Origin of the sequence: Streptomyces sp. NPDC003300 (genome assembly GCF_040610915.1) — a bacterium.
GTDB lineage: Bacteria > Actinomycetota > Actinomycetes > Streptomycetales > Streptomycetaceae > Actinacidiphila.
The window spans coordinates 297,560-317,416 of sequence record NZ_JBEXNE010000001.1 but is presented as its reverse complement, the minus strand read 5'-3'; the positions used below and the strand labels follow the sequence as shown (position 1 = coordinate 317,416).

19 protein-coding genes are annotated in these 19,857 nt (G+C 71.7%); 16 read left to right on the top strand and 3 right to left on the bottom strand.

Annotated elements, in window-relative coordinates:
* The first annotated feature begins 44 nt into the window (after positions 1-44).
* From dop to prcA, 4 genes are all read left to right on the top strand, one after another.
* On the top strand, positions 45-1,556 hold the full coding sequence (gene dop / locus ABZX65_RS01180; protein WP_355332996.1) for a depupylase/deamidase Dop: 1,512 nt from the start codon (positions 45-47) through the stop codon (positions 1,554-1,556).
* A 144-nt stretch (positions 1,557-1,700) separates the two neighbouring features.
* Complete coding sequence (locus ABZX65_RS01175; protein WP_188282985.1) at positions 1,701-1,919, top strand: ubiquitin-like protein Pup; 219 nt, start codon at positions 1,701-1,703, stop codon at positions 1,917-1,919.
* Positions 1,920-2,765, top strand: a complete 846-nt coding sequence (gene prcB, locus ABZX65_RS01170; protein ID WP_355332993.1) for a proteasome subunit beta — start codon at positions 1,920-1,922, stop codon at positions 2,763-2,765.
* Between the two features lie 71 nt (positions 2,766-2,836).
* The gene (prcA, locus tag ABZX65_RS01165; RefSeq protein ID WP_188282987.1) at positions 2,837-3,583 is read left to right on the top strand and encodes a proteasome subunit alpha; all 747 of its coding nucleotides are present in this window, start codon (positions 2,837-2,839) and stop codon (positions 3,581-3,583) included.
* 59 nt (positions 3,584-3,642) lie between these two features.
* Here the strand turns inward: prcA and ABZX65_RS01160 are convergent, their stop codons facing one another.
* Positions 3,643-4,707 carry a LacI family DNA-binding transcriptional regulator gene (locus tag ABZX65_RS01160; protein WP_355332990.1) on the bottom strand — a complete coding sequence of 355 codons (1,065 nt, stop codon included), beginning with the start codon at positions 4,705-4,707 and terminating at the stop codon, positions 3,643-3,645.
* 133 nt (positions 4,708-4,840) lie between these two features.
* Between ABZX65_RS01160 and ABZX65_RS01155 the strand changes: the two genes are divergently transcribed.
* The 12 genes from ABZX65_RS01155 (at position 4,841) to ABZX65_RS01100 (ending at position 17,369) form a co-directional block, all read left to right on the top strand.
* Positions 4,841-6,097: an MFS transporter gene (locus ABZX65_RS01155; RefSeq protein ID WP_355332988.1), complete on the top strand. Its 1,257-nt coding sequence runs from the start codon at positions 4,841-4,843 to the stop codon at positions 6,095-6,097.
* 9 nt (positions 6,098-6,106) lie between these two features.
* Positions 6,107-7,468, top strand: a complete 1,362-nt coding sequence (gene pafA / locus ABZX65_RS01150) for a Pup--protein ligase (protein WP_355332986.1) — start codon at positions 6,107-6,109, stop codon at positions 7,466-7,468.
* A gap of 205 nt (positions 7,469-7,673) precedes the next feature.
* Positions 7,674-8,684, top strand: a complete 1,011-nt coding sequence (locus ABZX65_RS01145; RefSeq protein ID WP_355332984.1) for an FKBP-type peptidyl-prolyl cis-trans isomerase — start codon at positions 7,674-7,676, stop codon at positions 8,682-8,684.
* A 39-nt stretch (positions 8,685-8,723) separates the two neighbouring features.
* Positions 8,724-9,095, top strand: a complete 372-nt coding sequence (locus ABZX65_RS01140) for an FKBP-type peptidyl-prolyl cis-trans isomerase (RefSeq protein WP_188282992.1) — start codon at positions 8,724-8,726, stop codon at positions 9,093-9,095.
* Between the two features lie 120 nt (positions 9,096-9,215).
* Complete coding sequence (locus tag ABZX65_RS01135) at positions 9,216-10,154, top strand: WYL domain-containing protein (protein WP_355332982.1); 939 nt, start codon at positions 9,216-9,218, stop codon at positions 10,152-10,154.
* A gap of 141 nt (positions 10,155-10,295) precedes the next feature.
* A complete protein-coding gene (locus tag ABZX65_RS01130) occupies positions 10,296-11,222 on the top strand; it encodes a WYL domain-containing protein (protein WP_355333585.1) in 927 nt (308 codons plus the stop codon).
* A gap of 12 nt (positions 11,223-11,234) precedes the next feature.
* Entirely contained in the window at positions 11,235-11,489 is a 255-nt protein-coding gene (locus tag ABZX65_RS01125) for a hypothetical protein (protein ID WP_355332980.1), read from the top strand.
* A gap of 143 nt (positions 11,490-11,632) precedes the next feature.
* On the top strand, positions 11,633-11,836 hold the full coding sequence (locus ABZX65_RS01120; RefSeq protein ID WP_355332978.1) for a hypothetical protein: 204 nt from the start codon (positions 11,633-11,635) through the stop codon (positions 11,834-11,836).
* Between the two features lie 247 nt (positions 11,837-12,083).
* Positions 12,084-12,371, top strand: coding sequence for a Sec-independent protein translocase subunit TatA (gene tatA / locus ABZX65_RS01115; RefSeq protein WP_188282996.1), 288 nt, complete (start codon positions 12,084-12,086; stop codon positions 12,369-12,371).
* Positions 12,372-12,439: 68 nt separating this feature from the next.
* Positions 12,440-13,369: a twin-arginine translocase subunit TatC gene (gene tatC, locus ABZX65_RS01110; RefSeq protein WP_355332976.1), complete on the top strand. Its 930-nt coding sequence runs from the start codon at positions 12,440-12,442 to the stop codon at positions 13,367-13,369.
* An 82-nt stretch (positions 13,370-13,451) separates the two neighbouring features.
* Positions 13,452-14,348, top strand: coding sequence for a diacylglycerol kinase (locus tag ABZX65_RS01105; protein WP_355332974.1), 897 nt, complete (start codon positions 13,452-13,454; stop codon positions 14,346-14,348).
* A 165-nt stretch (positions 14,349-14,513) separates the two neighbouring features.
* Positions 14,514-17,369: a DEAD/DEAH box helicase gene (locus ABZX65_RS01100; protein ID WP_355332972.1), complete on the top strand. Its 2,856-nt coding sequence runs from the start codon at positions 14,514-14,516 to the stop codon at positions 17,367-17,369.
* A 163-nt stretch (positions 17,370-17,532) separates the two neighbouring features.
* Here ABZX65_RS01100 and ABZX65_RS01095 read toward each other — a convergent pair whose 3' ends face one another.
* Together ABZX65_RS01095 and atzF are read right to left on the bottom strand one after the other, a co-directional pair.
* Positions 17,533-18,096: a hypothetical protein gene (locus ABZX65_RS01095; RefSeq protein WP_355332969.1), complete on the bottom strand. Its 564-nt coding sequence runs from the start codon at positions 18,094-18,096 to the stop codon at positions 17,533-17,535.
* Positions 18,097-18,172: 76 nt separating this feature from the next.
* Positions 18,173-19,813 (bottom strand): allophanate hydrolase, encoded by a 1,641-nt coding sequence (gene atzF, locus ABZX65_RS01090; protein WP_355332967.1) that lies wholly within the window; start codon positions 19,811-19,813, stop codon positions 18,173-18,175.
* Positions 19,814-19,857: the final 44 nt, after the last annotated feature.

Genomic DNA, 19,857 nt, shown 5'->3' with positions numbered 1-19,857 from the left:
TGTTTCCGGCTCAGCACGGGCCGGAGCCGGGCAAGGAGGGCCGCATGACCGTACGGCGAGTAATGGGCATCGAGACGGAGTACGGCATCTCGGTCCCCGGCCACCCCAACGCCAATGCCATGCTCACCTCGTCCCAGATCGTCAACGCCTACGCGGCGGCGATGCACCGGGCCAGGCGGGCCCGCTGGGATTTCGAGGAGGAGAACCCGCTGCGGGACGCCCGGGGCTTCGACCTCGCCCGGGACTCGGCCGACTCCACGCAGCTCACCGACGAGGACATCGGCCTGGCCAATGTGATCCTCACCAATGGCGCGCGGCTGTACGTCGACCACGCGCACCCCGAGTACTCCTCGCCCGAGATCACCAATCCGCGGGACGCGGTGCTGTGGGACAAGGCGGGCGAGCGCATCATGGCCGAGGCGGCGCTGCGGGCGGCGCAGCTCCCCGGCGCGCAGCCGATCCACCTCTACAAGAACAACACCGACAACAAGGGCGCGTCCTACGGCACGCACGAGAACTACCTGATGAAGCGGGAGACCCCGTTCTCGGACATCGTGCGGCACCTGACGCCCTTCTTCGTCTCCCGCCAGGTCGTGACCGGCGCGGGCCGGGTCGGCATCGGCCAGGACGGCCGTGAGGACGGCTTCCAGATCAGCCAGCGCGCCGACTACTTCGAGGTCGAGGTGGGCCTGGAGACCACCCTCAAGCGCCCGATCATCAACACCCGCGACGAACCGCACTCCGACGCCGAGAAGTACCGCAGGCTCCATGTGATCATCGGCGACGCGAACCTCTCCGAGATCTCGACCTACCTCAAGCTGGGCACCACCGCGCTGGTGCTCTCCATGATCGAGGACTCCTTCATCAAGGTGGACCTGGCCGTCGACCAACCGGTCCGCACCCTGCACGAGGTCTCCCACGACCCCGCACTGCGACAGCTCGTCACACTGCGTAACGGCCGGACGCTGACCGCGGTACAGCTCCAGATGGAGTATTTCGAGCTGGCCCGCAAATACGTCGAGGAGCGCTACGGCGTCGACGCGGACCCGCAGACCCGCGATGTGCTGGCCCGCTGGGAGGACGTGCTCAACCGGCTGGAGAACGACCCGATGAGCCTGTCGGGCGAGCTGGACTGGATCGCCAAGCGCGAGCTGCTGGAGGGCTACCGGCGCCGCGACAACCTGGGCTGGGACGCCGCCAGGCTGCACCTGGTCGACCTCCAGTACGCCGACGTACGCCCCGACAAGGGCCTCTACAACCGGCTGGTGGAGCGCGGCCGCATGCGGCGGCTGCTGGACGAGCCCGATGTCGTCAGGGCCGCCACCAAGCCGCCCGAGGACACCAGGGCGTACTTCCGCGGGCGCTGTCTCGAACAGTACGCGGACGACGTCGCCGCCGCCTCCTGGGACTCGGTGATCTTCGATCTGCCCGGCCGGGACTCGCTCCAGCGGGTTCCCACGCTGGAGCCGCTGCGGGGCACCCGCAAGCACGTGAAGGAGCTGCTGGACCGCTGTCGCACGGCGGAGGACCTGGTACGGATCCTTTCCGGCGGCTGATCCGCGGCTGAAACGGTCCAGAACCGGGAAACAACCCAGTGGCACTCGTACGTTGACGTAATCGAGCGCTGATGTCGGGCCCTGCTTGTAGGGTCTGATCTTGTAGGCAGTCAACCGAGCGCACGGAATAGCGGGGTGAGGGACATGGCTACCAAGGACACCGACGGCGGACAGCAGAAGGCGACGCGTTCCACGGAGGAGGTCGAGGAGGTCCAGCAGGACGCCCAGGCGGCCGACGACCTCAAGGAGCGCCAGGAGAAGCTCTCCGACGACGTGGACTCGGTGCTGGACGAGATCGACGACGTACTCGAGGAGAACGCCGAGGACTTCGTGCGTTCCTTCGTGCAGAAGGGCGGCGAGTAGGTGGCAGCCGGCACGTATGGCACCGGACGGCTCCCGGCGGCGTTCCTGACGCCGGGATCCTCCTCCTTCCTGGACTTCCTGGGCGACCACTCGCCGGAGCTGCTGCCGGGCAACCGGTCGCTCCCGCCGGTCAAGGGCGCCGTCGAACTCCCGCACGGCACCACCATCGTGGCCGCCACCTTCAGCGGCGGGGTCATCCTCGCCGGTGACCGGCGGGCCACGATGGGCAATGTCATCGCCCAGCGCGACATCGAGAAGGTCTTTCCCGCCGACGAGTTCTCGGCGGTCGGCATCGCGGGCACCGCGGGCCTCGCGGTGGAGATGGTCAAGCTCTTCCAACTGGAGCTGGAGCACTACGAGAAGATCGAAGGGGCGACGCTGTCCCTGGAGGGCAAGGCCAACCGGCTGTCCACCATGATCCGCGGCAATCTCGGCATGGCGCTCCAAGGGCTGGCCGTCGTCCCGCTCTTCGCCGGATACGACACCGAGCGCGAGAAGGGCCGCATCTTCTCGTACGACGTGACCGGCGGCCGCAGCGAGGACGTGGGCTTCACCGCGACCGGCTCCGGATCGGTCTACGCCCGCAGCTCGCTGAAGAAGCTCTACCGCAGCGACCTCACCGAGCGTCAGTTGGCCACCGCCGTCATCCAGGCGCTCTACGACGCCGCGGACGACGACTCGGCCACCGGCGGCCCCGACATCACCCGGCGGATCTACCCGATCGTCGCGGTGATCACCGAAGAGGGCTTCCGCAGGCTCAGCGAGGCCGAGGTCTCCGAGATCGCCCGCGCCGTGCTGGACGGACGTCTGGAGCACCCCGACGGCCCGCGGGCCGAAGTGCTCTGAGAGCCGGTCAGTTGAGAACCGGTCAAGCGACGCATCCCTCAGAGCCGACAGCAGAAAGGCACGGTTAGCCGGTGTCCACGCCCTTTTACGTTTCACCTCAGCAGGCCATGGCCGACCGCGCCGAGTACGCCCGCAAGGGCATCGCGCGTGGCCGCAGCGTCGTCGTGCTCCAGTACACCGACGGCATCGTTTTCGTCGCCGAGAACCCGTCCCGCGCACTCCACAAGGTCAGCGAGATCTACGACCGGATCGCCTTCGCGGCGGTCGGGAAGTACAACGAGTTCGAGAATCTGCGGATCGGCGGCGTGCGCTACGCCGATCTGCGCGGATACACCTACGACCGCGAGGACGTGACGGCCCGTGGGCTGGCCAACGTCTACGCGCAGACCCTGGGCACCATCTTCTCCAGCGTGGGGGAGAAGCCCTACGAGGTCGAGCTGATCGTCGCGGAGGTCGGCTCGGCCCCCGAGGACGACCAGATCTACCGGCTGCCGCACGACGGGTCGATCGTCGACGAGCACGGCGCGGTCGCGGTCGGCGGCAACTCCGACCAGATCGGCAGCTACCTCGACCAGCGGCACCGCGACGGCATGACGCTCGCCGAGGCGCTGGCGCTGGCCGTCGAATCCCTCGGCCGCGACAACAACGGCAGCGACCGCCAGCTCACCGCCGAGCAGTTGGAGGTCGCCGTCCTCGACCGCACCCGCCCCCAGCAGCGCAAGTTCAAGCGCATCCTCGGCCGCCAGCTCTCCCGCCTGCTGGAGACCGAGTCCGCCTCGACGGCCACCACGGACGACCCTTCGGACGAGGAGGAGTAGCGCCCCGCACGGGCGCGGCCCGCCCCCCCGCGGGGGGCGGGCGGTGACCTGGCGAGGGATCAGGCCGGCGGCGGGGCCGAGGAGCCGCGGACGACGAGTTCGACGGGGAGTTCCACCGGCCCGACGGAGCCCCCGTCGAGAAGGGTGAGCAGCGCGGTCATACCGCGGTCCCCGACCGCCTCGGCGGGCAGCCGCACGCTGGTCAGCTCGGGATCGAGCGCGGTGGCCAACGCCAGATCGTCGAAGCCGGTGACGGACAGGTCCGCGGGCACCCGGAGCCCCAGGCTCCTGGCGGCCTTGCACGCCCCCGCGGCCAGGATGTCGTCGTCGCACAGCAGGGCGGTGGGCCGGGGGCCCGGCCCGCGCAGAGCGCGCAGGGCGGCGGAGCGACCGGCGTCCACGTCCAGGGAGCAGCGCTCGGAGGTGAGTTCCGCTCCGGGAACCGCGGCCAGCTCGGCCGCGACCGTCCGCGTGCGCTCGTGGAACGTCCAACTGTCGATGTCGGCCGCGACATGGGCGATCCGCCGGTGCCCGAGCGCGACGAGGTGGCGCACCACCTGCCGGAATCCGTCGCCGACCGCCAGGTCGACCGTGGGGGGACCGCCCGGCGCCGCCGGACCGCTGTCCAGCATCACCAGCGGCAGTTCACCGCCGCCGATGCCGGTCAGGGCGTCCGCGGCCATCGAGGAGGCGATGACCCCGTCGATGGCCGCCCGGGCGGAGCCGAAGGGGTCGCGGGCCGGTCCGACGCCGTCGGGTGACGGGTAGAGCACCACGCCGAAGCCGTGCTCGGCGGCGACCAGCGCCGCCCCCGTGTAGACGCGGGCGAAGTACTCGTTGGTGAGCGCGGGCACCACCATCAGGGCCGTCCGGGTGCGGCCGAGCCGCAGATTGCGGGCGGCGAGATTCGGCCGGTAGCCGAGCCGCCCCGCCGCGTCCCGCACGGCGTGCGCCGTCCGCTCCGACACCCGGCCGTGCCACTTCCCGCCGAGCACGAGCGAGACCGTCGCCTGCGACACTCCGGCCGCCCGCGCGACGTCACGAGAGGTCGGCCGCGTACTCCCCGTCAACCTTCCGCACCCTTCCCGTTCGCTCCTGCGGGTGGACCCGCCGACTGCCGACATGGTACGTATGACCGTAGACGTTATACGTAACACGTGAGCGGTCGCGGCCTTCGGGTCGCGGTGCGGGTCGCGGCCCGTGACCCGCCGGTCACGGCGGCGAGGCACCGGGGACCGCCGGGGGAGAGGGGCCGGGATGGCTGGGCGGACCGCGGGATACGGGGACCTGCTGCGTACACGGCACGCCGCACGGCTGCTCGGCGGGACCCTCCTCGGACGGCTGCCCAACGCCATGGCGGCGCTCGCCATCGTGCTCTTCGCGCGCTCCGAGGGCGCCGGATACGGCCTCGCGGGCACCCTGTCCGCGATCTACGGCGCCGCCGTCGCCATCGGGCAGCCGCTGCTCGGCCGGGCCGTCGACCGGCGCGGCCAGCCGCGGGTGATGACCGCCGCCGCGCTGCTGGCCGCGGCGGGCTTCGGACTGCTCGCGGCCGTCGGCCCCGACCCGCTGCCGCTGGCCGTCGCCGCCGTCGTCCTGGCCGGGGTCGCCACACCGCCGCTGGAGGGCGGCCTGCGGGCCCTGTGGGCCTCCGTGCTGGGCGACGAGGAGCGGGTGCAGAAGGCGTACGCGCTGGACGCCGCCGCGCAGGAGGTGCTGTTCACCCTCGGGCCGCTGCTGGTGACCGTCATCGTCTCGGCCGCCTCGCAGGCCGTCGCCCTGATCGTCACCGGCGCACTCGGCGTCGCGGGCACCCTCGTCGTGGTGACCTCCCGGCCCTCCCGGCAGTGGCGGGCCGTCCCGCACGAGGCCCACTGGCTCGGCGCGCTGCGCTCACCGGGCCTCGCCGTCCTGCTCGGCGCCTTCTTCTTCGTCGGCATCGCCCTCGGCGCCGTCTCGCTGGCCGCCGTGGCCTACGGCGACGCGCACGGCGGCGGCCCGGTCGCCGCGTACGTTCTGGCCGCCAACGGCGCGGGCGCCCTCGTCGGCGGCCTCACCTACGGCGCCCGCGTCTGGTCCGGCGTGCCCGAGCGCCGCCTGCGGCTGCTCTCGGTCGGCCTCGCCCTCTGCTACCCGCCGCTGGCGCTGGTGCCGGGCCTGCCCTGGATGCTGCCGCTGGCCGCGCTCGCCGGACTCTTCCTCGCACCGGCGCTGGCCTGCGGCTTCCTCGTGGTCGACCGACACGCCCCGGCCGGCACCGTCACCGAGGCGTTCTCCTGGGTGGTGACCTCCGCCGGGGTCGGCGCGGCGCTCGGCACGGCCGCCGCCGGAGTCGCCGCCCAACACGGCGGAACGGCCGCCGGATTCGGGGTCGCGGGCGCGGGCGGCGCGGTCGCGATGCTCGTCCTGCTGTGCACCGGCCGAATCCTGACGCCGCCAAACCTCCGGAGCCCCTCCGAAAAAGATCGAAACGGAGCGGTCGAACCTCGTTTCAGCACCACGCATCAGGCGTAATGTTCAGACATGGACCGCCGCATTTTCGGGCTGGAGAACGAGTACGGCGTCACATGCACGTTCAGGGGACAGCGGCGTCTGTCCCCTGACGAGGTGGCGCGGTACCTCTTCCGCCGTGTCGTGTCATGGGGCCGGAGCAGCAATGTTTTCCTCCGCAACGGTGCCCGCCTCTATCTCGACGTCGGTTCGCACCCGGAGTACGCCACTCCCGAGTGCGACAACGTCACCGAACTCGTCACGCACGACAAGGCCGGCGAACGCATCCTTGAGGGCCTTCTCGTGGACGCCGAACGGCGCCTTCACGAAGAGGGCATCGCAGGCGATGTGTACCTCTTCAAGAACAACACCGACTCGGCCGGCAACTCCTACGGATGTCACGAGAATTACCTGGTCGCCAGGCACGGGGAATTCTCCCGGCTCGCCGACATCCTCATTCCGTTCCTCGTCACCCGGCAGCTTCTGTGCGGCGCGGGGAAGGTACTCCAGACCCCGCGCGGCGCCGTTTTCTGCGTGAGCCAGCGGGCCGAGCACATCTGGGAGGGTGTCAGCTCCGCCACCACCCGCTCCCGTCCGATCATCAACACCCGCGACGAGCCGCACGCCGACGCCGAGCGCTACCGGCGCCTGCACGTCATCGTCGGCGACTCCAACATGTCCGAGACCACGATGCTGCTCAAGGTCGGCGCCACCGACCTCGTCCTGCGGATGATCGAGGCGGGCACCGTGATGCGCGACCTGACCCTGGAGAACCCGATCCGGGCCATCCGCGAGGTCAGCCACGACATCACCGGCCGCCGCAAGGTCCGGCTCGCCTCGGGCCGCGAGGCGTCCGCCCTGGACATCCAGCAGGAGTACTACTCCAAGGCCGTCGAGTTCTGCGAGCGCCGCGGCATCCGCAGCGGTGTCATCGAGCAGGTCCTGGAGCTGTGGGGCCGCACCCTGGACTCCATCGGCAGCGGCGACCTCGCCCGGATCGGCACCGAGATCGACTGGGTGATGAAGTACCAGCTCATCGAGCGCTACCGGAACCGGGACAACATCACGATGTCCCACCCCCGGGTCGCCCAGATCGACCTCGCCTACCACGACATCCACCGCCGCCGCGGCCTGTACTACCTGCTGGAACGCAAGGGCCAGGCCAAGCGGATCTGCACCGACCTGAAGATCTTCGAGGCCAAGTCGGTGCCCCCGCAGACCACCAGGGCGCGGCTGCGCGGCGACTTCATCCGCCGCGCGCAGGAACAGCGCCGCGACTTCACCGTCGACTGGGTGCACCTGAAGCTCAACGACCAGGCGCAGCGCACCGTGCTGTGCAAGGACCCCTTCCGGTCGGTCGACGACCGGGTGGAGAAGCTCATCGCAGGTATGTAGGCCGGTACGCGAGCCGATATGTCCTACCGGCGGCGTGACATCCCGGTACGACCTGTCGGTTAGACGTACCGGCGCACGCCATGACCCGGCGTCACAGACGGCACACAGGCCCCGTGCAGAACTCGTACGGGGCCTGTGGCACGCCGTAGGGTGTGGGACGGCATCCAGCCGCCGTTCCCGAACCCGATCCGAACCGAGGACATCCGTGCGCCGACGCTCCGTACTGCTCGCCGTGCCCGCGCTCATGCTCACCGCCGCCGGTTGTGGCAGCGACGACAGCAAGAGCAAGAGCGACCCGGCGGCATCCGAATCCCCCTCGACCTCGGGCTCGCCGTCCGCGTCCGCCACGCCCAGCACGAAGATCGTGGCGGGCCCCGTACCGGACATCACCGGCGGCACCAAGTTCGGCGAGAAGCCCACCGTCGCCAAGGGCACCGGCACCCCGTCCACCGACCTGGCCGTCAAGACCGTCATCCAGGGCGACGGCGCCGCCATCGTCGCGGGCGACTACGTCACGACCAACTACCTCGGCCAGATCTGGGACACCGCCAAGGTCTTCGACACCTCCTACGGCCGCGCGCCGTACACCAACGTCATCGGCCAGGGGAAGGTCATCCCCGGCTGGGACAAGGGCCTGGTCGGCCAGAAGGTCAACAGCCGCGTCGAGATGGCGATCCCGCCGGCCCTGGGCTACGGCACCTCGGGCAACTCCCAGGCGGGCATCAAGGGCACCGACACGCTGGTCTTCGTGATCGACGTGCTGGCGACCTACAACGCCAAGAGCTCCGCCAAGGGCAAGGCCGTCCCGCAGAACGACGCGAATCTGCCGAAGGTCGGCACCAACACCGACGGCAAGGCGCCCAGCATCACGGTGCCCAAGGTCAAGGCGCCGACCAAGCTGGTCTCCGAGTACATCCTGGAGGGCGACGGCGCCGCGGTGAAGGCCACCGACACGCTGCTGCTCCAGTACAAGGGCGTGCTGTGGGACGGCGGCAAGGAGTTCGACGCCAGCTACACCGCCGGTCAGCTCGCCGCCTTCCCGCTCGCGCAGCTCATCAAGGGCTGGCAGGAGGGCCTGGTCGGCAAGAAGGCGGGCAGCCGCGTCATGCTGGTGACCCCCGGAGACCTGGCCTACGGTGCCACGCCGCCCAGCGGCAGCAACATCCCGGCCAACGCCACCCTGGTCTTCTCCTTGGACATCCTGGCGATTCTGTAAGACTGTCCAGGTTGCCCGCAACGCACAAGGAGCATTGAAGTGAGCATCGAGAAGCCCGAGATCGACTTCCCGGGCGGCGAGCCGCCGGCCGACCTGGAGATCAAGGACATCTGGGAGGGCGACGGCCCGGTCGCCAAGGCCGGGGACACGGTCTCCGTCCACTACGTCGGCGTGGCCTTCTCCTCCGGCGAGGAGTTCGACGCGAGCTGGAACCGCGGCTCCGCGCTCCAGTTCAAGCTCGGCGTCGGACAGGTCATCGCCGGCTGGGACCAGGGCGTGCAGGGCATGAAGGTCGGCGGTCGCCGCCAGCTCATCATCCCCGCGCACCTCGCCTACGGCGACCGCGGCGCCGGCGCCGCGATCAAGCCCGGCGAGACCCTGATCTTCGTCTGCGACCTCGTCGCCGTCTGATCGGGCCCGTCCGCACAGCCGTCACAGGAGCCCCGGCCTGCCAGGCCGGGGCTCCTCGGCTTTTGTCGCGGGACCTCGGAGCGGTACGGTCGGCGACGAGAGCCGAACGAAGGGTGCGGGATGGCGATTGCCAAGGCTGAGCGGTTGATGAATCTCGCACTGTGCCTGATGAACACCCGGCGGCCGGTCAGCAAACGCGAGCTGCGCAGCTCCATCGAGGCGTACCACGAGGTCACCTCCGACGACTCCTTCAACCGGATGTTCGAACGGGACAAGGACGACCTGCGCGAGCTGGGTCTGGTCATCGACACGGTGGAGAGCATCGACGGCGAGTTCGGCTACCTGGCGCGGCGCGACCGCAACCGGCTGCCCGACATCGCCCTCGACCCCGAGGAGGCCGCCGCGCTCGCGCTGGCCGCCAAGGTCTGGCAGCAGGCCAGATTCGCCGAGGCCGCCAGCGGCGCGCTCCAGAAGCTGCGCGCGGCGGGCGTCCCGTACGAGGACACCCACAGCGCCCTCGAACCGCGCATCCCCACGCCGGAACCCGCCTTCGAGGCCCTGATGCTCGCCACCCGCGAGCGGCGCGCCGTCTCCTTCGAGTACCGCAAGGCCAACGCCGCGCGGCCGGAGCCGCGGCAGATCGAGCCGTGGGCGCTGGAGTGCTGGCGCGGCCACTGGTACGTGGCGGGCTGGGACCGCGACCGCGGCGCCGTCCGCGTCTTCCGGCTCTCCCGGATCAGCGGCAAGGTCCGCGCCCGCGGCGCCTTCACCACCGAGGTGCCCGCGCACGTCGACGTCCGCGAGGCGGTGGCCCGCTGGGCGGGCGAGGGCGCCACCGCCACCGCCCGCATCCGGCTGCGCCGCGACAGCGGCTACCCGCTGCGCTCCCGCGCCGTGACGACCACCCCGGTGGACGCCGACTGGGACGAGCTGGAGATCCCGTACGGGCACGGACTCGACGCCTGGCTGGCCGAGTTCGGCCCCGACGTACTCGTCCTGGCGCCCGAGGAGCTGCGCACGGACGTACTGGACCGGCTGCGCGCCGTGGCGAAGGGCTGACGTGGCCGACGTGAGCGACGCACGCGGGGCCGCAGGGCGGCGGACCAGGACGACGGCCGCGGCCTTGCGCCGGGCGGGCACCGAAGCGAAGAACAGGCGGGGGACGGCGGCGTGAGCAACGCGATCGACCAGACGCGCAGGATGCTGTCCCTGGTGACGTATCTGCGGGAGCGGCCCGGAGCACGGGTCAGCGAGGTGGCACGGGCCTTCGGGGTGACCGAGGCCGAGCTGATCGGCGACCTCAATGTGCTGCCGCTGTGCGGCACCAGCTTCCGCGGCGGCGACCTGTTGGACATCGACACCGACGGCGAGCGGATCTGGTGGCACAACCCCGGCACCGCGGACGACGTGGCGCAGCCGCTGCGGCTGGCCGCGGACGAGGCCACCGCGCTGCTGGTGGCCGCCCGCGCGGTGGCCAATCTGCCGGGCCTGCGGGACAGCGACCGGCAGGCGCTGCTGCGTGCCGGGGCGAAGCTGGAGGCCGCCGCGGGCGAGGCGGCCGGGGCCAGCGCGCAGCTCTCGGTGACCTTCGAGTCCGAGGGCAGCGTGTTCGCCACCGTGGACCGGGCGATCACCGAGCGGCGGCGGCTGTGGATGCGCTACTACTCGCCCGCCAGGGACGCGCTGACCGAGCGCGAGGTCGACCCGATCCGGCTGTTCGCCGTCGGCCACACCTACTTCGAGGGCTGGTGCCGCCTCTCGGAGGACCGGCGCACCTTCCGGCTGGACCGGGTCGAGGAGATCCGGCTGCTGGACGAGCCGTCCGACCCGCCGCGGCTCCAGCCGCGCGACCTGTCGCAGGGCCTGGTCCAGCCCGCGGGCGACGACCCCGAGGTAGTGATCGAAGTGGGCCCCGGCGGGCGCTGGGTCGCGGAATACTATCCGCACGACAGTGCCGAGGAGCAGCCCGACGGCGGCCTGCGCATCACCTTGCGCACCCCCGACCCCGGGTCGCTGCGGCGGCTCGCGCTGCGGCTCGGCAAGGACGGCCGGATCGTGTCGCCCCCCGAACTGGCGGGGGACGCGCGCGACGCCGCCGTGCTGGCGCTCGCCGCCTACGGGGAGTGAGAGGACATCACGATGACGGCCACGGCGTCCGGCTGCGCGCCCATGACCATGCCCGTGCTCTTCCGCGCGGGCTGCCCGCACTGCCGCACCAGCTTCGAACTGTCCGCGGGAGCGCTGCTGCTGGCGATCGGCGGCTCGGCGCGTACGACCTTCTACTCCTTCACCTGCCCTGAATGCGACACCGCCGTCCGCAAACCGGCGGGGGAGCGGATCGTCGAACTGCTCACGGTCGGCGGGGTCCGCACGATGCGGCTCCACGCCCCCTGACGGGTGTTCACGTCGGGCGGTCGCGGACAGGGCCGGTGCGCAGGGGGGGCGGTACGGAACAGGCCGGTACGGAACAGGCCGGTACGGAACAGGCAGGTACGGGTGGCGTCGGCGCGGAAACGGAACCGGTAGGCTCGCGGCCCATGTGGTGGCTCTATCTCTGCGTCGGCCTGGCGACCGCGGGACTCCTGGTGCTCGGGGTGCTGGCGGTCCGGGTCTTCGCCGCCGTCCAGGAACTGGCCCGGCAGGTGGCCGCGGCCACCGACGCGCTGGCCGCCGCGGGCGACCGTCTGCAGCGCGCCGCCCGCCCGTTGAGCGAGCGTGCCGGGCAGATCTCCAGAAGCTGAGCCTGCCGCGAGGCCGCGAACGCGGGGTACGCTGACCGGGCGGCCCGTACTCACGAGCGCGGCGAGGGTCGCAATCCGGCGGATTCCGGGGCATTCCCCGGTGTTCACCGGTGCACGATACGATCACAGCCAGCGCGGCGGCCGGGCACCTGCCCGAATCGTCGTGCACCTGCGGAAGCGGACGCGCGAGCGCCACGCCCTCGCAGTCACGGAACACGCCGCCCACCGGTGAGAAGGTAGACATTTTATGCTCGGCAATCTCAAGCCCCTAGAGATCGTCCTGATCCTTCTCGTCGTCGTCCTGCTCTTCGGCGCGAAGAAGCTGCCCGACATGGCCCGGTCGCTCGGCAAGTCGGCGCGCATCCTCAAGAGCGAGGCCAAGGCGATGAAGAACGACGACTCCGGCACCGCGGAGTCCACCGCCGCCCCGGCTCCCCAGGAGCAGGCCGCACCCCGCACCATCCAGGCCGCGCCCGGCGACACCACGAGCGCCCGTCCGGTCTCCGAGCCGGCGGACCGCACGCCCCGGGCCTGACCTGACCCTCTGCTGAAGGACGAAGCCGACCGCGAGCCGGGCGGCTGCCGCACGAGACGAGGACGTGGGTGCTCAAGACTGCCCGCAAGCAGGAGAAGGACCCCGAGGGGCGGATGCCCCTCGCGGACCACCTGCGTGAGCTGCGCAACAGGCTGGCCAAGTCCGTCCTGGCGATCCTGGCCGTCACGATCGTGGCTGCGTTCGTCTACAAGGACATCATTCACTTCTTCCAGCACCCGATCCTCAAGTCGGTCGGCTGTGTGGACGGTGCGACGCACCAGAAGAACGGCCAGCCCTGCGCCCAGATGACCGTCAACGGTCTGCTCGGCGGTTTCTCCATCGCGCTGAAGGTCTCGCTGATGGCGGGCATCCTCTGCGCCTCGCCGGTCTGGCTCTACCAGCTCTGGGCGTTCCTCGCGCCCGGTCTGCACCGCAGCGAGAAGCGGTACACCCTCGGCTTCGTCGGCGCGGGCGTCCCGCTCTTCTTCGCCGGTGCCTGGCTGGCCTACGCGATCCTGCCGCAGACCGCCAGGATCATGATCGGCTTCGTGCCGGACGACACCACCAACCTGCTGGCCCTGGACGACTTCCTCGACCTCGTCGTCCGCATGGTGATCGTCTTCGGTCTCGCCTTCGAACTGCCCCTGGTGCTGGTGCTGCTCAACTTCACCGGCATGGTCAGCGGCCGTCGCATGCTCGGCTGGTGGCGCGGCATGGTGATCGGCATCACCGTCTTCGCCGCGGTCGCCACGCCCACCGGCGACCCGCTCACCATGTGCCTGCTGGCCGCGCCGATCGTCTTCCTGTACTTCGTCGCCATGGGCATCTGCTTCTTCAACGACAGCCGCCGCAAGCGCCGACTCGAAGCGAACCCGGACTACGCCCTCGACCCGGACGAGGCGTCCACCCTGGACCACGTCCCGGAGCAGATCGCCGCCGAGCCGTACGAGGACCGGACCGGCGAGCGCGTCGACGACGGCTACGACGACGCGACCTGAGCGCACGGCCGCCCGGCCGGCCCCTGACACCGCCGCCCCCCACCGCTACTGGTGGGGGGCGGCCGTCCGGTAGGGTCCGCGCGTGACCAGCGAGATCACCCTCTTCGTCAATCCCGTCGCCGGACGCGGCCGGGGCGCCCGCGCCGCCCAGCCCGCCGCCCACGCGCTCCGCGAAGCCGGTTACGGCGTCCGTACCGTCGTGGGCGAGGACGCGGCCGACGCGCTGGCCCGCGCCCGGCAGGCTGTCGACAGCGGTACGGGGGCGCTGGTCGCGGTCGGCGGTGACGGCATGGTCTCGCTGGCCCTCCAGGCGGTCGCCGGGACCGACACGCCGCTCGGCGTGGTCGCCGTCGGCACCGGCAACGACTTCGCGCGGGTCAACGGCCTGCCGGTCCGGGACGCCGCCGCGGCCGGTACGGGCATCGCCGAGGCGCTGCGGGACGGCCGCAGCCGGGCGCTGGACCTGGGCAGGACCGGGGAGCGCTGGTTCGGCACCGTCCTCGCCTCCGGCTTCGACTCGCGGGTCAACGACCGCGGCAACCGTATGCGCTGGCCCGTGGGCCGCTTCCGCTACGACCTGGCGATGCTCGCGGAGCTGGCGGCGCTGCGGCCGATCCCGTACCGGGTGACCTTCGACGACGCGCCGGAACGGCAGATCGAGGCCACGCTGATAGCCGTCGGCAACGGCTCGTCGTACGGCGGCGGCATGCGGATCTGCGCGGACGCGGTGATGGACGACGGGCTCTTCGACGTGTGCGTGGTCGGCCCGTGCAGCCGCACCACCCTGCTGCGGGTCTTTCCCCGCGTCTACCGGGGCACCCACCCGAGCCACCCGGTCGTCACCGTGCACCGCGCGGCCCGCGTCCGGCTGGACGTCGACCCGGCGCAGGGCGTGACCGGCTACGCGGACGGCGAGCGGATCGGGCCGCTGCCACTGGTCGCCGAGACGGTGCCGAAGGCCGTACGGCTGCTGGTCTGAGCCGGTTGCCGCGCGGGTGCGCGGTGCCCCATGGGGGGCCTGATCCGGGCGGCGCGGCGGGCCTGATCCGGGCGGCGCGGCGGGCCTGATCCGGCCGCTCGACGGGTATAGCGGCAATAAAGATCACGTGCCGTGTCAGTGGTGGCGGGTAGGCTCGGAGCCAAGATGACCGATGAGAAGTCCGCAGATGAGATGGCGCTCGATGAGATGTCGCCCGCCGAGCGCTTCGCCGCCAGCCGTCGCCGCGCAGCGGAGAACGCAACGGCCCTCGCCCAGTTCCGTGAGATGTACGAGTTCGGCCTCGACCCCTTCCAGGTCGAGGCGTGCCAGGCGCTGGAGGCGGGCAGCGGCGTCCTCGTCGCCGCTCCGACCGGCTCGGGCAAGACCATCGTCGGCGAGTTCGCCGTCCACCTCGCCCTCGCCGAGGGCCGCAAGTGCTTCTACACCACGCCCATCAAGGCCCTGTCCAACCAGAAGTACAGCGACCTCGCCAAGCGCTACGGCGCCGAGAAGGTCGGCCTGCTGACCGGTGACAACAGCGTCAACGGCGACGCGCCGGTGATCGTCATGACCACCGAGGTCCTGCGGAACATGCTGTACGCCGGCTCCGCCGCCCTCGACGGCCTCGGCTATGTGGTGATGGACGAGGTGCACTACCTCTCCGACCGCTTCCGCGGCGCCGTCTGGGAAGAGGTGATCATCCACCTCCCGCAGTCCGTCACCCTCGTGTCGCTCTCCGCGACCGTCTCCAACGCCGAGGAGTTCGGCGACTGGCTCGACACCGTCCGCGGCGACACCGAGGTCATCGTCTCCGAGCACCGCCCGGTCCCGCTGTGGCAGCACGTGCTGGCCGGCCGCCGGATGTACGACCTCTTCGAGGAGAAGGCCGGCGCCACCGACGGCAAGGGCCGCCGCGAGGTCAACGCCGATCTGGAACGGCTCGCGCGGATGGAGAACCAGCGCAGCTACCACCCGCGGGCCAAGCGCGGCCGCGAGGCCGACCGCGAGCGGGAGCGGCGCGCCCGCAGCCGGGTGTGGACGCCCAGCCGCGCCGAGGTCATCGACCGGCTGGACAACGAAGGACTGCTCCCCGCCATCACCTTCATCTTCAGCCGCGCGGGCTGCGAGGCCGCCGTCCAGCAGTGCCTCTACGCGGGCCTGCGGCTGAACACCGAGGACAAGCGCGCCCAGGTGCGCGCCATCGTGGAGGAGCGCACCCGCGCCATCCCCGACGAGGATCTGCACGTCCTGGGCTACTTCGAATGGCTCGAGGGCCTGGAGCGCGGCATCGCCGCCCACCACGCGGGCATGCTCCCGACCTTCAAGGAGGTCGTCGAGGAGCTCTTCGTCAAGGGCCTGGTCAAGGCGGTCTTCGCCACCGAGACGCTGGCGCTCGGCATCAACATGCCCGCCCGCTCCGTGGTGCTGGAAAAGCTCGTCAAGTGGAACGGCGAGACCCACGCCGACATCACCCCCGGCGAGTACACCCAGCTCACCGGCCGCGCGGGCCGCCGGGGCATCGACGTCGAGGGCCACGCCGTGGTGCTCTGGCAGCGCGGTTTCGACCCGGGCGCGGTCGCCGGACTCGCGGGCACCCGTACGTATCCGCTGCGGTCGTCCTTCAAGCCGTCGTACAACATGGCGGTCAACCTCGTGGGGCAGTTCGGGCGGCACCGCTCGCGCGAGCTGCTGGAGACGTCCTTCGCGCAGTTCCAGGCCGACCGCTCGGTGGTCGGCATCTCCAAGCAGGTGCAGCGCAACGAGGAAGGGCTCGACGGCTACAAGCAGTCGATGACCTGCCACCTCGGCGACTTCGACGCCTACATGCGGCTGCGGCGGGAGCTGAAGGAACGCGAGTCGGAACTGTCGAGGCAGGGCGCGATGCAGCGCCGCGCCGCGGCCTCCGACGCGTTGGAGAAGCTGAAGCCGGGCGACATCATCCACGTCCCCGCGGGCAAGTACGCCGGGCTTGCGCTGGTCCTGGAACCCGGTGTCCCCGCGGGCCGTTCCAACGGCCACCCGCATCGCAACGAGGAATTCGCCGACGGCCCGCGCCCATTGGTGCTCACCGCGGAGCGCCAGGTCAAGCGGCTCGGGCAGATAGACTTCCCCGTTCCCGTCGAGGCGCTGGACCGGATGCGGATCCCCAAGTCCTTCAACCCGCGCAGCCCGCAGTCCCGGCGCGACCTCGCCTCCGCGATGCGCTCCAAGGCGGGCACCGCGGGCTGGGCCGCACCCTCACGGCACCGCAAGCAGCGGGCCGCCGCGGCCGACGACACCGAGATCTCCCGGCTGCGTACCGCGATCCGCGCGCACCCCTGCCACGGCTGCGAGGAGCGCGAGGACCACGCCCGCTGGGCCGAGCGCTACCACCGGCTGCGGCGCGACACCCAGCAGTTGGAGCGGCGCATCGAGGGCCGCACCAACACCATCGCCCGCACCTTCGACCGGATCTGCGCGCTGCTCACCGAACTGGGCTATCTCCAGGCCGAGAAGGTCACTCCCGAGGGGCGGCGGCTCGCCCGGCTCTACGGCGAGTTGGACCTGCTCGCCAGCGAATGCCTGCGCGAGGGCGTCTGGGACGGCCTCGGCCCGGCCGAACTGGCGGCCTGCGCCTCGGCGCTGGTCTACGAGACCCGGCAGGCCGACGACGCCGTCGCGCCCAAGCTGCCGACCGGCAACGCGAAGGAAGCCCTCGGCGAGATGGTCCGTATCTGGGGCCGTCTCGACGCGCTGGAGGAGTCCCACCACATCAACCAGGCCGAGGGCGTCGGCCAGCGCGAGCCCGACCTCGGCTTCGCCTGGCCCGCCTACCGCTGGGCCTCGGGCCACGGCCTGGACGCGGTCCTCTCCGACGCCGACATGCCCGCCGGTGACTTCGTCCGCTGGTGCAAGCAGCTCATCGACGTCCTGGGCCAGATCAGCGACGCCGCTCCGGAGGGCAGCCCGGTCCGCCGCAACGCCCGCCGGGCGGTCGACGGGCTGCGACGCGGGGTCGTCGCGTACTCCTCGGTGGGGTGAGCCGCCCCTGCGGCGTGCACCTGTGCGGCCCGGTCCCGGAGGATGACGGGCCGCACGGGCTGTCCGCGCGTTGACTCACGGCATCACGGCATCACGGCATTACGGCCGCACCGGCGCACCGGCGCACCGGCGCACCGGCGCACCGGCGCACCGGCGCACCGACTCACTGACCGGTGAGCTTGGTGCAGGTCAGGGAGCCGTTGACGGTGATCGACTTCCTGTCGTCGCCGTGGTTGCCCGCGATGACGAGGTCCTTCACCGTCACCTTCCAGGTCCCGGCGCTCTTGGCGGCCGTCACACTGCCGGACGACCGCTGGGAGTACGAGTCGGTGGCCGTCGGCTGGAGCATCGCCAGCTTCTGGACGCCGCCGGTCGTCGCGATGAACGACGGGGACTTCGGCGCCGACGCGTCCGTCCTGTCGGGGGCGGTCACCCCGACCAGCCTTCCCGCCACGACCTCGCAGGAGATCGCCGAGGTGAACAGGGCGGTCCCGGTGGTGTCCCCGGTGTAGTCCAGCCTGCCGTTGGCGGTCTTCGTCGGCACCGGCGAGGTCGTCGGCGTGGCCGACGGTGTCCCGGCCGACGCGGACGGTTTGGCGCTCTCGTCGGACGAGTCCGACGACGAACAGCCCGCCAGGGCCGTCCCGGTGAGCGTGACGGTCAGCAGAGCGGTGGTGATTGCGGTGACGCGGCGCATACGGCCGTGGTCCTCCCCGTCGGTGAACAATCCGCACAGTGTACGGAGGGTGCCGCTGGGTGGCGGGGGACGGGTGGGGCGACTTCTCCGCGTCCGCCGTCGAAGTTCATGCCCCGGACCGGTCGGCGAGGTACGCGCGCCAGCCGCCGTAGGCCGTGATGTCCTCGGCGCTGTCGAGCGCCGACGGCTCGCACAGGAAGCCGGGGCAACTGGTGCCGTCGGACAACTCGACGCTGCCCAGGGCCATCGGGCGCGGCAGGGCGGCGGTCAGCGCGCCGAGACCGGCGGCGGTCAGCTCCCAGACCTCGGCCTCGACGGCGGCGCCGCCCTTCTCGGTCCGCACCAGACCTGGCTTGGCGGGTTCGGTGTCCAGGGCGTAGAGCCGGTACGCGGGGGCGGTGGTGGTCTTGGCCGTCAACCGGCCTCCGAGCGCGACGAGTTGGTGGTTGAGGGGCTGGCCGCTGAGGTGGGCGCCGACCACGGCGACGCGGAGAGGCGGCTCCAGCAGGGCGGCGACGTCCGCGATCCGGTCGTCGGTGTGCGCGGGGCCGAGCAGCATCACGCCGAAGGGCCGGCCCTCGACGGTGCCCGCCGGGACCGCGACCGCGCAAAGGTCCAGCAGGTTGGCCGAGTTGGTGAAGCGGCCGAGGCGCGCGTTGGCGCCGAGCGGGTCGGCGGCGACCTCGGCGAGCGTGGGGTGCCCTGGTGCGGTCGGCAGCAACAGGGCGTCGGCGTCGCCGAGTCGCGCCATGGCCTCGGTGCGCAGCGCGGCCAGCCGCCGCTGGTCGGTGAAGAGGCGGTGCGCGGGCAGGTCGCGGGCCGCCGTGATGACGGCTGCGACGGTCGGGTCCAGGTCGGGGGCGTCCCGGTGCGCCTCGATGAACTCGCCCACGGCTGACCAGCGTTCCGCGACGAAAGCGCCCTCGTAGAGCAGCGCCGCCGCCCGCGTGAACGGCGTCAGGTCCAGTGTCCGCAGTTCGGCCCCGGCGGCGGCCAGCCGGTCCGCCGCCGCCTCGTAGGCCGCCGCCCATCCGGCGTCCATCTCGCCGAGTTGCGCTCGCGCCGCCACCGCCACGCGCCACGGTCCAGGGCGGCGCGGCGGTGCCTCGCAGCTCGCGAGGAGCGCCATCGTGCGGCGGGCCTCGGGCAGTGTCCTGGCGAAGACGGACACGCAGTCCAGGCTCGCGCACGCCGGTACGACGCCGCGCGTCGACACCAGGCCGCGGGTCGGCTTCACCCCGACGATGCCGTTGAACGCCGCCGGGACGCGGCCGGAGCCGGCCGTGTCCGTACCGAGCGCCACGTCCACGAGGCCGAGTGCCACCGCGACGGCCGAGCCCGAGCTGGAGCCGCCGCTCACCCGCTCCGGGGTGACGGCGTTGCGCACCGCGCCGTAGGGGCTTCGCGTGCCGACCAGGCCCGTCGCGAACTGGTCCATGTTCGTGCTGCCCAGCACGATCGCGCCCGCCGCGCGCAGGGCCCGCACCGCCGGGGCGTCCTGCCTCGGCGCGTACGTGTACGACGGGCAGCCCGCCGTCGTCTCCAGGCCCGCCACGTCGATGTTCCCCTTCACCGCCAGCAGCCGTCCCGCCAGCGGCAGCGCCTTTCCGGCCGCGCTTCTCTCGTCCACCTCCGCTGCCTCCGTCCGCACCTCCTCCTCCGCGCGCAGCGCGATCCACACCTCCGGGCGGTCCACCTCCGCGATCCGCCGATACGCGGCCCGCACGCGGTCCTGAGCGCTCTCCATGGGCTTCCTCCGTCTGATGTGCGGGTGCGAGTGCGGTGGCAGGG

Excerpts from the sequence above, each read along its gene's own strand:
- tatA (WP_188282996.1), top strand. The coding sequence starts at position 12,084 with ATGCTCGGCAATCTCAAGCCCCTAGAGATCGTCCTGATCCTTCTCGTC.
- dop (WP_355332996.1), top strand. The coding sequence starts at position 45 with ATGACCGTACGGCGAGTAATGGGCATCGAGACGGAGTACGGCATCTCG.
- atzF (WP_355332967.1), bottom strand. The coding sequence starts at position 19,813 with ATGGAGAGCGCTCAGGACCGCGTGCGGGCCGCGTATCGGCGGATCGCG.
- ABZX65_RS01125 (WP_355332980.1), top strand. The coding sequence starts at position 11,235 with ATGACGGCCACGGCGTCCGGCTGCGCGCCCATGACCATGCCCGTGCTC.
- pafA (WP_355332986.1), top strand. The coding sequence starts at position 6,107 with ATGGACCGCCGCATTTTCGGGCTGGAGAACGAGTACGGCGTCACATGC.
- ABZX65_RS01120 (WP_355332978.1), top strand. The coding sequence starts at position 11,633 with ATGTGGTGGCTCTATCTCTGCGTCGGCCTGGCGACCGCGGGACTCCTG.
- ABZX65_RS01155 (WP_355332988.1), top strand. The coding sequence starts at position 4,841 with ATGGCTGGGCGGACCGCGGGATACGGGGACCTGCTGCGTACACGGCAC.
- ABZX65_RS01160 (WP_355332990.1), bottom strand. The coding sequence starts at position 4,707 with ATGTCGGCAGTCGGCGGGTCCACCCGCAGGAGCGAACGGGAAGGGTGC.
- ABZX65_RS01135 (WP_355332982.1), top strand. The coding sequence starts at position 9,216 with ATGGCGATTGCCAAGGCTGAGCGGTTGATGAATCTCGCACTGTGCCTG.
- ABZX65_RS01130 (WP_355333585.1), top strand. The coding sequence starts at position 10,296 with ATGCTGTCCCTGGTGACGTATCTGCGGGAGCGGCCCGGAGCACGGGTC.
- ABZX65_RS01175 (WP_188282985.1), top strand. The coding sequence starts at position 1,701 with ATGGCTACCAAGGACACCGACGGCGGACAGCAGAAGGCGACGCGTTCC.
- ABZX65_RS01100 (WP_355332972.1), top strand. The coding sequence starts at position 14,514 with ATGACCGATGAGAAGTCCGCAGATGAGATGGCGCTCGATGAGATGTCG.